Genomic DNA, 14,042 nt, shown 5'->3' with positions numbered 1-14,042 from the left:
AACTTAATTCGCCGGTATATTCAGCGGCAGCGTTACAATGAAGCTTGTGCCTGCGCCAAGCTCACTCTCGACCCGGATATCTCCTTGGTGAAGCAGCACGATCTGCTTCACGATCGCCAGCCCCATCCCGCTGCCGTTATACTTGTTGCTGTGGGAGCGGTCCGCCTTGAAGAAGCGTTCGAAGATCCGCTTCTGGTCCTCGGGGGCGATCCCGATGCCGGTATCGGATACACGAACGGTCACACTTTTATTATCTTGCTTCGTATGGACACTTATTACTCCCCCATCCCCGGAGAACTTGATGCTGTTGCCCAACAGGTTCGTCCATACCTGGCTCAACAGGTCATAATCCGCCGTGAGCACGGCAGCCGTCAGCTGAAGATCGAAGTTGATGCGCCGGGCCGACCATTGCGGCTGAAGAGCAACGATCACGCGCCGGATCTGTTCATCCAGGCTGAAGGTGGTGAACCGGAGCTGCTGGGACTGCGATTCCAGCAGGCTCAGCTTCAGCAGGCTGTCGCTCATCTTGGACATCCGTTCGGCTTCCCCGATGATGATATCGAGATAGCGGCCCCGCTCGCTCTCAGGAATATTCATCTGCTTCAGTGCCAGGGCATAGCCGGAGATGGAGGTCAGCGGCGACTGCACCTCATGAGATACATTCGACACGAAGTCACGGCGCATCTGCTCCAGCTGCTGCAGATCATGCATCATCTCCTCGAAGCTGCGCGCGAGGGCACCCAGCTCTCCCGATTGCTTGATATTCAGCTTCACGTTGAAGTCTCCGGCTGCGATCTTGCGCGTCGCATTGGTCAGCTTCTTAATCGGTCGGACCAGGAACATGGCCGCCACCAGGATCACAAGACTGCCGGAGATCAGCGAATACACCACGAAATACACCAGCCATTTCAGCACAAAGGCGGAAGAGGGGGGGCCGACAGGCTCTACGAACAAGGCTTTTTTTTCCGTATCCGTAGTTAATTGCAGCCCTAGGAGGCTGGTGGAGATGCCTGTCGGATTGACCTGCACAATTCCGCCTGCCAGCACCTGCTGGACCTGCGCTTCAGTCACGGTCTCCAGCTTCATCCCTTCTGGACCGCCATAAGACTGAACCCCGCCGTTCTCATCATAAATCCGCACATGATAGGTCTCAAGCTGATTCATGCCTGCAACGAACTCGTTGGCTTCGTTCAGCGGAAAGCTCTTATAGATCCGTACGATATCTTGTCCGAAGCGCAGCAAGGGAACCTGCAGATTCTCGTTCAATTCGTCTTTATATATCCAGATCGCCAGATTGAAGGAGATCACTGTCCCCCCGATCACGGAGACCAGGAAGGTCAGGACCACTCGGGTATAGAGGGATTTGATCATTCAGTAACCTCAAGCCGGTAGCCCAGACCGCGGACAGTCTCGATCCGAAAATCCGGCGAAGCCGCAAACCGTTCACGCAGACGCTTGATATGTACATCTATCGTCCGGTCATCCCCGGCGTAATCGATCCCCCAGATCTGGTCGATCAACTGCTCGCGGGTATAGACCTGTCCCGGTGTTCCAGCCAGCTTATAGAGCAGCTCGAACTCCTTAAGCGGCAGGGACAGCGCTTCTGTCCCGTTCATCACCTTGTAGGTCTGCCGGTCCAGCATCACCTCTCCGATACGGATCGTATGCGACTTGCCGATTCCCGAGCGTTTCAGCAAGGCTCTGACGCGGACCGTCAGCTCCAGCGGATCGAAGGGCTTGGTCAGATAATCATCGGTTCCCAGCTCGAAGCCCTTCACCTTCTCCCAGGTCTCCCCCTTTGCCGTCAGCATTAACAGCGGCAGCTCCGGGTCCGCTCTGCGGAGCTCCTTGCATAGCGCCCAGCCGTCCATCACCGGCATCATAATATCCAGGATGACCAGATCCACATGTGTTCTGGCATAGACCGCCAGCGCCTCTTGGCCGTCTGACGCTTCAGCGGTATCGAAACCGTCATTGCGCAGAAATAGGCAGACAAGCTCGCGGATATTCGCATCGTCGTCTGCAACAAGTATAGTAGGCATCTATTCCCTCTTTTCGTATGATCCGGCCTTATAAATCTCTATTCCCTCTAGCATCACCCTGCTGCCTTGCCGGTATGCACTGCACTAGCATCCACTCCGGCCTCGCGCTCCGGCTAGGTGCCGAACCGCTGCCGGTAACCGCATTTGCGGCACAGCTCCTCCACGGCCTCCCGGCGGGAGAAGCCATAGAACAGATTATTCGCCCGTTCCCCCTCGACAATCTCGGAGAACGGTTGCTCATGAATATTGCCGAGGTTGATCACCCCTTCGCCATCCAGACAGCACGGCACAACGGTGCCGTCTACCAGGACCGCCGCCTGGCTGCGCAGCGCATGGCAGAAGCCCTTGCCGTCATCCTCCGGCTCATGCAGTGCGGGCCATCTGAACTCGTGGTCCTGGTTCAGGTACACACGCGGGGCAATCTTCACGCCGCTGCCGGGGATGACCTTCTCCTCGATCCTGTAGTCGAGTCCGAAGGCCTCCTCCAGCAGAGCCAGTGTCTCGCGGTTACGCTCCTTCTCCAGATTCGTCCGGTTGTCCTCTGTCAGATTCCAAAGCCGGAACGAGACAATAACGCCCTGAGCTGAGATCTCCCGGACAAACTGGATAATCTCTGTAAGATAACCTTCACGGTTCTCCGAGCCTGCATGGCCGTCGAAGCTGTGCAGCGAGAAGTTCATCTGCCGCAGCGCCGGCTTGCCGAGCAGCTTCGGCCCCGCCTTACGGATTAGCGTGCCGTTGGTCGTAATGTTAACCTTGAAGCCCTTGGCGTGTGCGGCATCCAGCAGCTCGCCCAGTTTCGGATGCAGCAGCGGCTCGCCTTTGACATGCAGATAGATATGATTGCTATGCGGTTTGATCTCATCAAGAATGGTACCAAACGTCTCCAGCTTCATGAAGTTCTTCTGCCGCTCCGTGGGCGGACAGAAGCTGCAGGCCAGGTTGCAGACGCTTGTGATCTCGATGTACACCTTTTTGAACGTCTTCAAGTTCCGCTCCCCATTTCAATATATAATGCAGGCCAGGCTGCCCGTTACGCTAGAGATCCGAAGCATACCGCAGGCCGATCTGGGCCCTCGCCTCTTCCATCAGCTCTGCCACCGCCAGGGAATTGGCGTGGCTGTTGGTCGCGCTCTCCCGCTGCCCGCTCTTCAGCAGATGAATGAACTCCTCAACCTCATAGTACATTGCCTCATACACCTGCGGGAGCGTAAGCTCCTCGACGGTTCCGTCGCGGTAGTGGATTTTGACCTGATAGGGCTGGTTAATCTTGTCGATAACCATTGTTGCGTTCTCTCCCTGAATCTCGGCAGGCAGATAGGAGTCCGCAATCTTGGAATGCATAATGACCGCCCCCATGTCCGGGTAGCGCATCACCATACTGCCTTCTCCGTCCACACCCGAAGCAAGCATCAGGCCTGCCGCCTTCACTGTATCCGGCTTGCCGAACAAGACCACCATCGGATACAGGCAGTAGATGCCCAAATCCATCAGAGAGCCGTTAGAATATTCAGGATTGAACGCGTTCAGCACCGTCCCCTGACGGTAAGCATCATACCTCGAAGAGTATTGACAATAACCTGCGAAGTAGCGCCGGACTTGGCCTAGCTTATATAAATTATCCCGGATCACACCAAAATTCGGCATGAACGTGGATTTCATCGCTTCCATGAACAGCACATCATTGCGGCGCGCCGCTTCAATCATCTCCTTCAGCTCCCGGCTGTTGGAGGCCGCCGGCTTCTCACAAATCACATGCTTGCCGTGGTTCAGACAGATCAATGAATGCTCCGCATGCATCGAGTTGGGGCTGGCGATATAGACCGCGTCCACCTCTGCGCTTGATACCATCGCCTCCAGATCCGTATAGATCGAAGCCCCGGCATACTTGGCGGCAAAAGCCTGTCCCTTCTCCTCTGTGCGGGAATACACGGCCGTAAGCAGAAACTCCTCATTCTCAAGTCCCGCCTGCACAAAGCGGTCTGTAATCCAGTTAGTCCCTACAACCCCGAAACGAATAGTCATGAATGATCCCGTCCTTTTTCAAAATATATAGAATTTATATGTTCACGTTATACATTATCCTTCTATTTCATGCCGAAACGGTAGCGTCCTCTAAAAGGATGGCAAAGCCGTGTCCACTTGAAATGTCAGCTATACCTGCTATTTTCTCATTCCATGATAGGTATGTCCACTTATATACCGTAATTTCCGACAAATTCCGCTAGATTTCGCTTGTGAAAAAAAGCACCTGAGGATAAGCACAGAATTCACCTTCATTCGGCCAACACCTCTCAGACTATGAGACCATTGATCCAGCCGTTACCTCCTGGAATCCATGCATTAACCCCAGGCAGAATCATACCCCACAGTGGAGCCATTCTACTTCAACGAACCTTGCATTAACTCCCACCGAGCCATTCCACTCCACTAGCCTTGCATTAACTTCAACAGAGCCATTCCACTCCAACTAGCCTTGCATTAACTTTAACAGCCGAGCCTGCAATTGTACTTCGTACAATAGAATCGCGTGTAAAGCCCCCGTTTTGCCATTCTGCTGTATTTCGTACAATAAAATTAGCAGTTTGAGCCTGTAGCAGGCCTTCTCCCATAAATCTGCTGTATCAAATACAATAGAAGCGATTTTCGAGGTGTTTTGGAGACTTTCTATTGCCCATAATGCAATCACCCGAATGGGCGAGAACGCAGTTATAGAGATTTTTTAATTGCACCAAATACAGCTAAACAGAAATTTAGTGGCAAATCAGGCGATTTAGTTGTACAGATTGCATTTAAGCATTTACCCACTCGCACCTTCAAAAAGGTACACAAACCCCTCAGTAAGCAATTAGTTAACATCCTTCTCACAGATTCACAACTGATGCGCTACGAGAGGACAGCGGAGCGTACTATTCAGTGTCCCACAATACGAGCGACAGCGAACAGTGCGCCCACTATCCAGTGTCCCACAATACGAGCGACAGCAAACAGCCCCCGCTCATCCCGGCGGGGGCTGTCTTCATAATGCGGACGGGCCAGTCTGGCCCCGGCTCGCTATTTTATCCGTAAAAAGCCACAAGCTGGCGCACAATCTCCGCCTTGTCATGATCGACCACGACCTGATGCTGCGGCAGCTCGAACAGGGCGGCGATCGGCGCCGGGAACTCCTGCTTGATGCCGGTCAAGGCAATCGCCTCGTCGAACTTGGCCGGATGCGCTGTAGCGTAAGCAATGCTTATCTCATCCGGCGCACTGAACTTCTCGTAAGCGGCTACGCCACATGCCGTATGCGGGTCGAGCAGATAGCCGGATTCCTGCTGGTACTTGCTGATGATCTCCAGACACTGTGCGTTCTTCACGCCCAGCGCGGAGAAATCCGCCTGTACCCGGGCCAGCAGTTCGCCCTCCACCTTAATTGCGCCCTCACTCTGCAAGGCTGCCATGTACCCGGACAGCTTCTCTGCATCCTCATCCAGCAGATAATACAGATAGCGCTCAAAGTTGCTCGCCACCTGGATATCCATTGACGGGCTGTAGGTGCCCGTGAAGCTGCCCGGCTTGTATTCACCGGTAACCACGAACCGTTCGAGGATGTTATTCTCATTGGTGGCGATGATCAGCTTGTGGATCGGCAGACCCATTTTCTGCGCCAGGTAGCCTGAGAAAATATTACCGAAGTTACCCGAAGGCACGCTGATGTTGACCTTCTTCTGATCGCTTCCCGGAAGCTGCAGATAAGCATGGAAATAATAGACCGTCTGCGCCAGAATGCGCACGAAGTTAATGGAGTTAATTGCCCGCAGGTGATACCGTCCCTTGAAGTCGAGATCGGCGAACAGCTCCTTGATAATCTTCTGGCAATCGTCGAAGTTGCCTTCTACAGACAGATTCAGCACGTTGCTGTCATCTACGGTGGTCATTTGCAGTTCCTGTACCTTGCTGACCTTGCCGTGCGGATGAAGGATACAGATCTTGATCCCTTCTTTGCCGCGCACTCCTTGAATCGCAGCCGCTCCGGTATCGCCGGAGGTAGCCCCGAGAATATGGATGATCTCACCGCGCACCTTGGCAATATAGGAATACAGCTCGCCCATGAACTGCAGCGCCACATCCTTGAAGGCAAACGTCGGCCCATGGAACAGCTCCAGCACGTATAGAGAATCGTTCACCCGGTGCAGCGGCGTAACTTCCGGAGCGCGGAAGTTGCCATAGCTGGTGTAGACCATCGAGCGCAGATCTTCATAAGGAATTTCGTCATTGGTATAGTAGGAGAAAATCTCAAGGAACAGCTCCTGAAAGCTCAGGCTTCTCCATTCCTCCAGCTTCTCCGGGGAAATCACCGGAATCTCAGCCGGCACCATCAACCCGCCGTCATCCGCCAGCCCCATCAGAACTGTATCAATAAAGCCTCTGGCCGCTACCTTGCCTCTTGTGCTTATATACTCCATACCCGTCTCATCCTCCTGAACCCCTCTTTATTTACTGTACATAGTACCACGTTTACGCGTTAAAGTCCGCTGATTCTATAAGATTAAGGCCCCGGAGCTATTTGCCCTGAAGCTCTTTCCAGACGGTTTTGTTACTGTACTTCTTCTCTGTGCTGACATCCAGGCCGAACCATTCCGGGGCAGCGAAGCCTTCCGCCTCCTCCAGCGAATCGAACTCAACCTCAAGCACCGTAAGCTCCAGCTGGGTGTAGAGATCAATCTCCACCGTAGTGTCGTTCCATACGCCTGTAATGCGGGTTTTGACCAACGGGATCGCCTTCACAGCCTCAATCATCTGGTTATACAAGCCTGCGGAAATGGAATATTCAATCTCCTGGCGGCTGATGCCCTTGCCATCCTTGAACGTATGCGTGTAAGTTACCTCACCCGTGTCCAGATCCGTGATCTTTCGCACCCGCAGCTCCTGCCCGTCCTCAATCGCAAGATAGGTCTGGTCAATACTGTGACGGGTCAGCACCTTCAGCTGTCCTTCTTCAATCAGCCGCTCCGGGTATTCCGGCAGCAGGAATTTGCGTTCAATCTCCATAGCCATGCTGTTTCTCTCCTCTGTGTGCGAGCTTTGTGCGAGCGTTAGTGTTACATATTATTTATCATCATAGGGGCGGGTCATACGCAAGTCAACCGGAGGGAACAGATTCACGGGGAAAATATTCCTATGCCTTTCCTGCTCCCGGGACATAAATGTTTTTGGCTCCCCAGGCTACGATCTCTTCAATTAACGGGACCAGCTCCTGCCCGGAGGGGGTCAGCGAATATTCGACGCGCGGAGGCACCTCATGATATTGCTCACGATGGATAATCCCGTGGTCGATAAGATCCTTGAGACAGTTCGTTAACGTGGTTCCGGTGATGCCGTTCAGCCTTCTTTTTAGCTCGTTATACCGGATCGGCCCCTCTTCACTCAATAAAGCAAGGATAGGCAGATTCCACTTCCCGCTGATGACATGAAAAGCAAAGGTGGCGGGGCACATCTGCGTTAAGTCGACCTCATATTTCATAGGGGATTCCTCCGTAAGTATATTTTATATACCAGGTATTAAAAACAATAGTACTTGTTAATCTGATTCCAGATATTATAATCATACTATAAAAAAGAAAGTGAGGTAAACAGCTATGAATACAAATCCTATGATCTGTGATCTGAAGACAGGTGTATGCGGGGTCAGCGACGAGGAGCATACGCAAATTATAGATTTCAATCCGCAGCCACAGCCCAAAGTTACTCTCTATTATGCGACAGATCCGATCTGTTCACACTGCTGGGCCATCGAGCCTACCCTGAACCGGTTTATTCAGCAATATGGCAAGTACTTTGAACTACAGCCTCTAATGGGCGGGTTATTAGCGGGTTGGAATGGCTTTGCTGACAAGGCGAATGGAATACAGCAGCCAGCCGATGTAGCGGGGCACTGGAAGGAAGTCGGAGAGCATTACCGCATGCCTATTGACGGCACCCTATGGCTCCACAATCCGATTATGTCCTCTTATCCGCCCTCCAGAGTATTCAAGGTTATCCAGCAGAGACATCCGGGGAAGGAGCTGGCCTACTTGCGGAGCGCGAGAGAAGCAGTCTTCGTCTTCAACCGGAATATCGGGGAAGACGAGGTACTCACGGATATTGTGAATAGTCTGGGATTACCGGGCGATGACATCGTTCAGGCCGCAGGACTGGAAGCGGCACAGGAACTGCTGGAGGAGGATTTCCAGAAGGTAGCCCGGCTCGGCGTACGCGGCTTCCCGACCCTTGTCATGGTCAATGAAGAGAACCAAGGCATCAAGCTCGTCGGGTCCCGTACCCTGCAAAACTACGTGGACGCCTTGCAGCAGCTTATCCCTGAGCCTCTTGCTCCTGCTGCTCTACCGGCTATGCCGGAGCTGCTGGCCGAAGGACATCTTCTCTTCTCCAGAGAAATCGAGGCCATGTACGATATCGGGCAGGATGAGGTGGAGGCCTTCACCGCTGCTGCGCTTCCCGCGCATTCATACCGCACCCGGCAGATTCTGGGTGAGATGTTCATCGAACCGGCCTGAAGACGGCTGGGTATTCAAAAACAGCGGTCCCCCGTCATTGGAGGACCGCTGTTTGTTGGATGATCCTGAATCATAATGTCCATATACCCAAGCATGATGCCCAGCTCATGGCGGACTGAGAATCCGCTATCCGGCTTAAATAGCCGATTTTCACTATCATTCGGACTCAGGGGCCCCTATTCGTGCAATTTCACCTTGAAACGGCCAGTCCGGAAGACAATAAGGTCTTCTGAGTCCGCAAGAACAGAAATCAGGTTAGTTTATGAGCAAATAAGGTCATGTCAGCCCGCAAGGCCAGCTGAGGGTGAGGGGAGCCACGGCCCCAGAGGTGACTCTAGCACCAATCCCCGCTGCGGCGGAATCACAGTGGCGGGCAAGTCCACGGTTGCGGAAGTGTCTGCATCTGCGTGAGAGTTCTTGATTAGATATAATCCGCCATCGAGCGGATCACAAGCCCCGTCGGAGCTGCCGGAATGAAGTCGCCCCCTCCATTGCCGCTGCTTCTAAGCGAGAACTCCACCGTCTTCGGCTCGCCCGGCAGCAGATCGAAGTAATTATCGGAGAAGATGCCCTCTTCTTCTACAGTCAGATGAACCCCCCGCGCCAGCACATCGCTGCTCAGCGTGAAGCTCTGCCCGCCGCTGCCCGGTACCTCTGTCACCGTGATAACCGGCTGGCTTAGCGGAATATCCTTGGCAGCCGCGAAGTAATGCTCCTTGCGCTCCAGCACTTGTTTTGTCTCCGGTCCTTGCTCCTGCACCTGCCTTGCCTCTGTCCCCTGCTCCACCATCTGCCCGCTCTCCAGCAGCGAGGCCACCAGCAGCACACTAGCCGGCTCGCGGCCCTCCAGCACTTCGGCCAGCGGCAGCGTGAAGATCACAGCTGACGAATCCGCAGCAAGGGTTACCGGCTGCGACCACTCACGCAGCAGTACGCCGCTGATATCATGCAGCCGCAGCACCAGCTCTGCGTCCAAGGCTTCCCTCCGGTCAGACACCCCATAGACCTTGACGCTCTCCCCGTCCGTGCTGTCTACAGACAGCAGTACCTCCTGGAAGCTGCGGCGCACCGTATATTGCAGCGCCTTCCAGCGCCCGTAATAATCCATGCCCGCCCAGGAGGCTACCGGCCAGCAGTCATTCATCTGCCAGTACAGCGTGCCCATGCAATAAGGCTTGTTGCGGCGGTGGCTCTCCATAGCCATGCGGATCGCCTCGGCCTGAAGCACTTGGCTCATGTACAAGAAGCCCCGGAAATCCTTCGGCTGCGGCAGGTACATATCCATATACTCCTTAATCAGCTGATTGCCCGCTCCATTCTTCTGATGAGCCAGCATTACCTTCGATTCCAGCGCCAGCTCTGCTTCCTCTGCATAGCTCAGCACCGACTTCAGCTCCGGGAAGGACTGGAAGCCGTATTCGCTCATGAAGCGGCCCACCTTGAGATTATAGTTCTCGAACGGCTCCTTGGCGTGCCAGACGCCCCAATAGTGAACATCCCCGTCACCCTTAATTCGCGTGGCATGCTGATCCTGACCACCGGTAAGCTCGCGCAGCGGTGAAGACGGCCAGTAGTCCATACCCGGATGGTTCGCAGCAACGGCTTCCGGCAGAATCCGGTGGAAAATCTCTTCATATGCAGCCCATAAGATCTGGCGGATCTCAGCATTCAGCTTCTCCTTCCAGCCCCAGCCCATGTACTCCTCATACTGCGACCAGGCCGAGTCAATCTCATTGTTCCCGCACCAGAGCGCGATACACGGGTGGTTGCGCAATCTGCGGACATTATATACCGCTTCTGCGCGGACATTATTCAGGAACGCCTCATCCCCCGGGTACATGCTGCAGGCGAACATGAAGTCCTGCCAGACCAGCAGCCCGTATTCATCACACAGCCGGTAGAATACTTCTTCTTCATAGAATCCGCCGCCCCACACCCGCAGCATATTCATATTGGATTCCACGGCTGTGGCTATCTCATGGCGGTAACGTTCTTCCGTAACCTCTGTAATGAAGCTGTCGTTCGGGATATGATTAGCACCCTTGGCGAAGACCGGCACCCCGTTCAGCTCAAAATGGAACGACGCCCCCTGCGCATCCGGCTTACGCACCAGCTTCATTTCCCGAAGCCCCGTCGTTGCCTCCGATACCGCTACAGCCTGCGCTTCTTGCAGCAGCTCTGCACGGAAATGGTACAGCTCCGGCGTGCCCAGGCCATTGCACCACCACAGGCGCGGGCGGTCAATCACCAGCTCAAGCTCTATCGTCTGCTTGCCCGGAACGAGCGTAACCGCCTTCATCCATTCCTGCCCTTCAGTGCTCACGCGCAGCATTCCGTTCCATGCTTCCGGTGCATCCGCTTCAATCACGGCCGTCAGCCGGGCCTCCTGCTCATTCACTGCATGCTGGCGAATGTACAGATCCTCTATCGCCGCAACGTTACGGCCCGTCAGCATAGCTTCCCGCCAGATTCCGCTGGTCAGAAATCGCGGGCCCCAGTCCCAGCCGTAATGATACGGCGCTTTGCGGGCAAATACACTGATCCGCTGCTCCTGAAGACCACCTAACTCAGACTGGTCATTCGGCGCAGGCAGCGCGTAGCCCAGCGCCGCCAGCTTCGGCAGATCCTCAGTCACCACCGAGCGGAAGACGATGTGGAGCTCATTCTTACCTGTCCGCAGCAGCCCCTTCACATTCACGGTCCAGGACAGGAACATATTGTCTGCGGACAAGGCATGCACCCCGTTCACATACACATCGGCATACGTATCCAGCCCGGCGAACACCAGCTCAGTTACCGCCAGCGTCTGCCATGCCTCTTCTAATACAAATCCGGTTCTGTATTCCCAGTCCTTTTTATCAATCCATTGCAGCTCATGTTCATTCGTTCCATAGAAGGGCTGATCGATAACGCCATTGCGCAGCAGATCCGTATGCACCGTTCCCGGTACCACAGCCGTAAGCCATTCATCATCTCCGCAGGCTCTGAACTCCCAGTTCGACAGGTCGATTTGTAGTTGTTTCATAGTTCCTCCTATACTGTTTTTGCGCATTTCGGCGCTTAGCTACCCTCATTATATTTTGTTATAATAATGTTAGCAATAACAATATTCAAAGTAGCTACAATACAAACAAAACAAACATCTCATCGAACCCCTCAAACACATGCCCCCCTATATTAAGCCCCAGTCACCAATGTATCATTTGTTATTTTTGTTATCTTCCCCTGCGCTTACTTCTGCTTATGCTGCTCTTCATGCTCCTTAATCACCTGCTCCGTCCCGAGCAGAATCAGTCTCAGTCCGAATTCAAAGGCCCCGTCAGTCCCCAGCAGCTCGAACAGTCCGTTCTTGAACATCCTGCGGAACAACCCAACCTCCTTATCGCTCATCGATTCCATCAGGCGAAGCAGTTCCTCACCCGGAGGCTCCTGTTGTTCCTTAGCCATCATAGCGACATTTCGCTCATGCTCATAATCGTCCAGCACGAAGAAGAACACGAAGTTCACCAGTGTTGTGACCACCTGCACCTTCTGCGCCTCCTCAAGCGGCGTGGATTCCACGCAGTGCAGCATCCGGTTGTTGAACCGGATAATGTCCGGCTCGTGGGGCAGTGTCATCATCATAAGTTGGGTGGAACAGGAATACCGGCTGAGCACGCTCCGTACCGTTACCGCAAATCCTGTCAATTGTTCCTTCCAGTCGCCCTCCGGGCGGTGCTCCTCCAGGATGACTCTGGAGATGTGGTTGGCCAGCCGCTGGTAAAGGTTCTGCTTGCTCTTGAAATACCAATACAGCGAGGGAGCCTGAATGCCCAGCCGTTCCGCCAGCCGCCGCATGCTGAATTTCTCGATGCCCCCCTCCTTAAGAAGCTCCCATGAAGCTTCCAGAATCCGGTCCTCCGAGATTTGAGGTTGTGCTTTTTTCATCGTTATCCGCCCTTTTATCTAACAGTGTAAGTTTATGCTTTACAGTCTCTTAGGTTCATGATATCATCTAACACTGTAAGGTTCAATCTAACGCCGTTAGATTGACAAAAATCAGTGAAAGAAGTGATCCCTAATGGATACCGAAAACCTTTATTATTTTGAAAAAGCACCTATCACCAAAGCCGTCGCCCATTTCGCCGTGCCCATGATGTTAGGCACCTCCATGAACGTCATCTATTCGATTCTGAATGCCTATTTCCTGGGCACTCTCCACAATACGGCCATGCTGACCGCACTCGCCCTGACCTTACCGCTGTTCGCCATCATTATGGCGCTGGGCAATCTGGTGGGGATCGGCAGCGGCACCTACATCTCGCGGCTGCTTGGCGAGCACAAATATGATGAAGTCAAGCAAGTGTCCTCCTTCGCCTTTTACAGCAGTCTCTTGCTTGGCCTCCTCGTGATGGCCGCAGGTCTGCCGCTGATCGGCCCGATCCTTCACAGTCTGGGGGCAACGCCGGATTCCTATGGATTCACGAAGGATTATGTCACAGTCATGCTGATTGGCGCGCCGTTTGTTGTGTTGTTCTTTACGCTGGAGAATATGGTCCGCTCCGAGGGTGCAGCCATCGTGTCCATGATCGGGATGATGCTCAGCGTGGTGGTTAATATCCTGCTCGATGCACTGGTCATCTTCGTGCTCCACTGGGGTGTAATTGGCGTAGCGTCGGCAACGGTTGTTGCCAACATGGTTGCGAGTGCCTACTATGCCTTCCATATGGGCTACAAAAGCCAATTCCTCACAGTCTCCTTCAAATGGTTCAAGGCCACCAAGGATATTCTCAGCAATGTGTTCAAAATCGGCGTTCCGGTCTTTATCATGAGTGTCTTTCTGGGAGCCATGTCGCTGATCTTCAACCTGTTCCTGATCGAATATGGAGATTCGGCTGTAGCCGCTTACGGGATATCCTCAAGATTGCTGCAATTTCCCGAGTTTATTCTGATGGGATTGTGCGAGGGAGTGGTGCCGCTCATTGCCTTCTCATTCACAGCGGATAAGCTGCGCATGAAGCATACCATTGGATTCACGGTAAAAGCGATGGCCGCCATGGCTGCCGTATTCGGCATCATCGTCTATCTGATATCCGACCATCTGATCGGTCTGTTCACCCAGGACCCGCAAATGATTCAAATGGGCAGCTACATTCTGCATGTCACCTTCTTGTCCTTATTCATTTCAGGGCTGACCACCTTGTTCATGGGGATCTTCCAAGCTACCGCGCAGGGAACAGCCGCGTTCGTAATGTCGATTATTCAAGGGGTCACACTGATTCCTGTGCTCTTCTTCGCCAACCAGACGAATGGCTTCCATGGAGTGGTGTGGTCGCTGGTCATTGCCGATGCCGCTGCCTTCCTGGTCGGTGCCGCCATGCTGTACGCCCTACGGCACAAGCTACAGCCCGAACTAGAGAGTCTGGTACATTAAGTAAACCTAAGCCGCCTCTGACCCATACAAGCAGCCGCAGGAAGAACT

The 14,042-nt window shown here is 53.7% G+C and carries 11 protein-coding genes; 2 read left to right on the top strand and 9 right to left on the bottom strand.

Features of this window, described 5'->3' with window-relative positions; all coding sequences use genetic code 11:
• Positions 1-3: 3 nt before the first annotated feature.
• The 7 genes from NYE24_RS24980 to NYE24_RS24950 all read right to left on the bottom strand — a co-directional run bounded on the left by NYE24_RS24980 (position 4) and on the right by NYE24_RS24950 (position 7,548).
• Positions 4-1,371, bottom strand: coding sequence for a HAMP domain-containing sensor histidine kinase (locus NYE24_RS24980; RefSeq protein WP_036702009.1), 1,368 nt, complete (start codon positions 1,369-1,371; stop codon positions 4-6).
• Positions 1,368-2,042, bottom strand: coding sequence for a response regulator transcription factor (locus NYE24_RS24975; protein WP_036702007.1), 675 nt, complete (start codon positions 2,040-2,042; stop codon positions 1,368-1,370). The genes NYE24_RS24980 and NYE24_RS24975 overlap by 4 nt, the downstream gene beginning before the upstream one ends.
• 113 nt (positions 2,043-2,155) lie before the next feature.
• Complete coding sequence (locus NYE24_RS24970) at positions 2,156-3,031, bottom strand: radical SAM/SPASM domain-containing protein (RefSeq protein ID WP_036702005.1); 876 nt, start codon at positions 3,029-3,031, stop codon at positions 2,156-2,158.
• 49 nt (positions 3,032-3,080) lie between these two features.
• A complete protein-coding gene (locus tag NYE24_RS24965) occupies positions 3,081-4,067 on the bottom strand; it encodes a Gfo/Idh/MocA family oxidoreductase (protein ID WP_036702003.1) in 987 nt (328 codons plus the stop codon).
• 1,034 nt (positions 4,068-5,101) lie between these two features.
• The gene (gene thrC / locus NYE24_RS24960) at positions 5,102-6,490 is read right to left on the bottom strand and encodes a threonine synthase (protein WP_076161800.1); all 1,389 of its coding nucleotides are present in this window, start codon (positions 6,488-6,490) and stop codon (positions 5,102-5,104) included.
• Positions 6,491-6,587: 97 nt separating this feature from the next.
• The gene (locus tag NYE24_RS24955) at positions 6,588-7,082 is read right to left on the bottom strand and encodes a CYTH domain-containing protein (protein ID WP_036701999.1); all 495 of its coding nucleotides are present in this window, start codon (positions 7,080-7,082) and stop codon (positions 6,588-6,590) included.
• 121 nt (positions 7,083-7,203) lie between these two features.
• Entirely contained in the window at positions 7,204-7,548 is a 345-nt protein-coding gene (locus NYE24_RS24950; RefSeq protein ID WP_083678192.1) for a helix-turn-helix domain-containing protein, read from the bottom strand.
• Positions 7,549-7,663: 115 nt separating this feature from the next.
• Between NYE24_RS24950 and NYE24_RS24945 the strand changes: the two genes are divergently transcribed.
• Positions 7,664-8,581, top strand: a complete 918-nt coding sequence (locus NYE24_RS24945) for a DsbA family protein (protein ID WP_342476942.1) — start codon at positions 7,664-7,666, stop codon at positions 8,579-8,581.
• 421 nt (positions 8,582-9,002) lie between these two features.
• On the opposite strand, the gene NYE24_RS24940 is transcribed toward NYE24_RS24945, so the two are convergent.
• Entirely contained in the window at positions 9,003-11,606 is a 2,604-nt protein-coding gene (locus tag NYE24_RS24940) for a glycoside hydrolase family 2 protein (protein ID WP_342476941.1), read from the bottom strand.
• 206 nt (positions 11,607-11,812) lie between these two features.
• A complete protein-coding gene (locus NYE24_RS24935; RefSeq protein WP_076161804.1) occupies positions 11,813-12,508 on the bottom strand; it encodes a TetR family transcriptional regulator in 696 nt (231 codons plus the stop codon).
• A gap of 133 nt (positions 12,509-12,641) precedes the next feature.
• On the opposite strand from NYE24_RS24935, the gene NYE24_RS24930 reads away from it, so the two are divergent.
• Positions 12,642-13,994, top strand: a complete 1,353-nt coding sequence (locus tag NYE24_RS24930; protein WP_342476940.1) for an MATE family efflux transporter — start codon at positions 12,642-12,644, stop codon at positions 13,992-13,994.
• Positions 13,995-14,042 lie beyond the last annotated feature (48 nt).

The sequence above is a fragment of the Paenibacillus sp. FSL H7-0350 genome (assembly GCF_038593195.1).
In the GTDB taxonomy this organism is placed as follows: domain Bacteria; phylum Bacillota; class Bacilli; order Paenibacillales; family Paenibacillaceae; genus Paenibacillus_AQ.
Note: the sequence above shows the minus strand (reverse complement) of the source record. Positions and strands in the feature narration are given on the sequence as shown.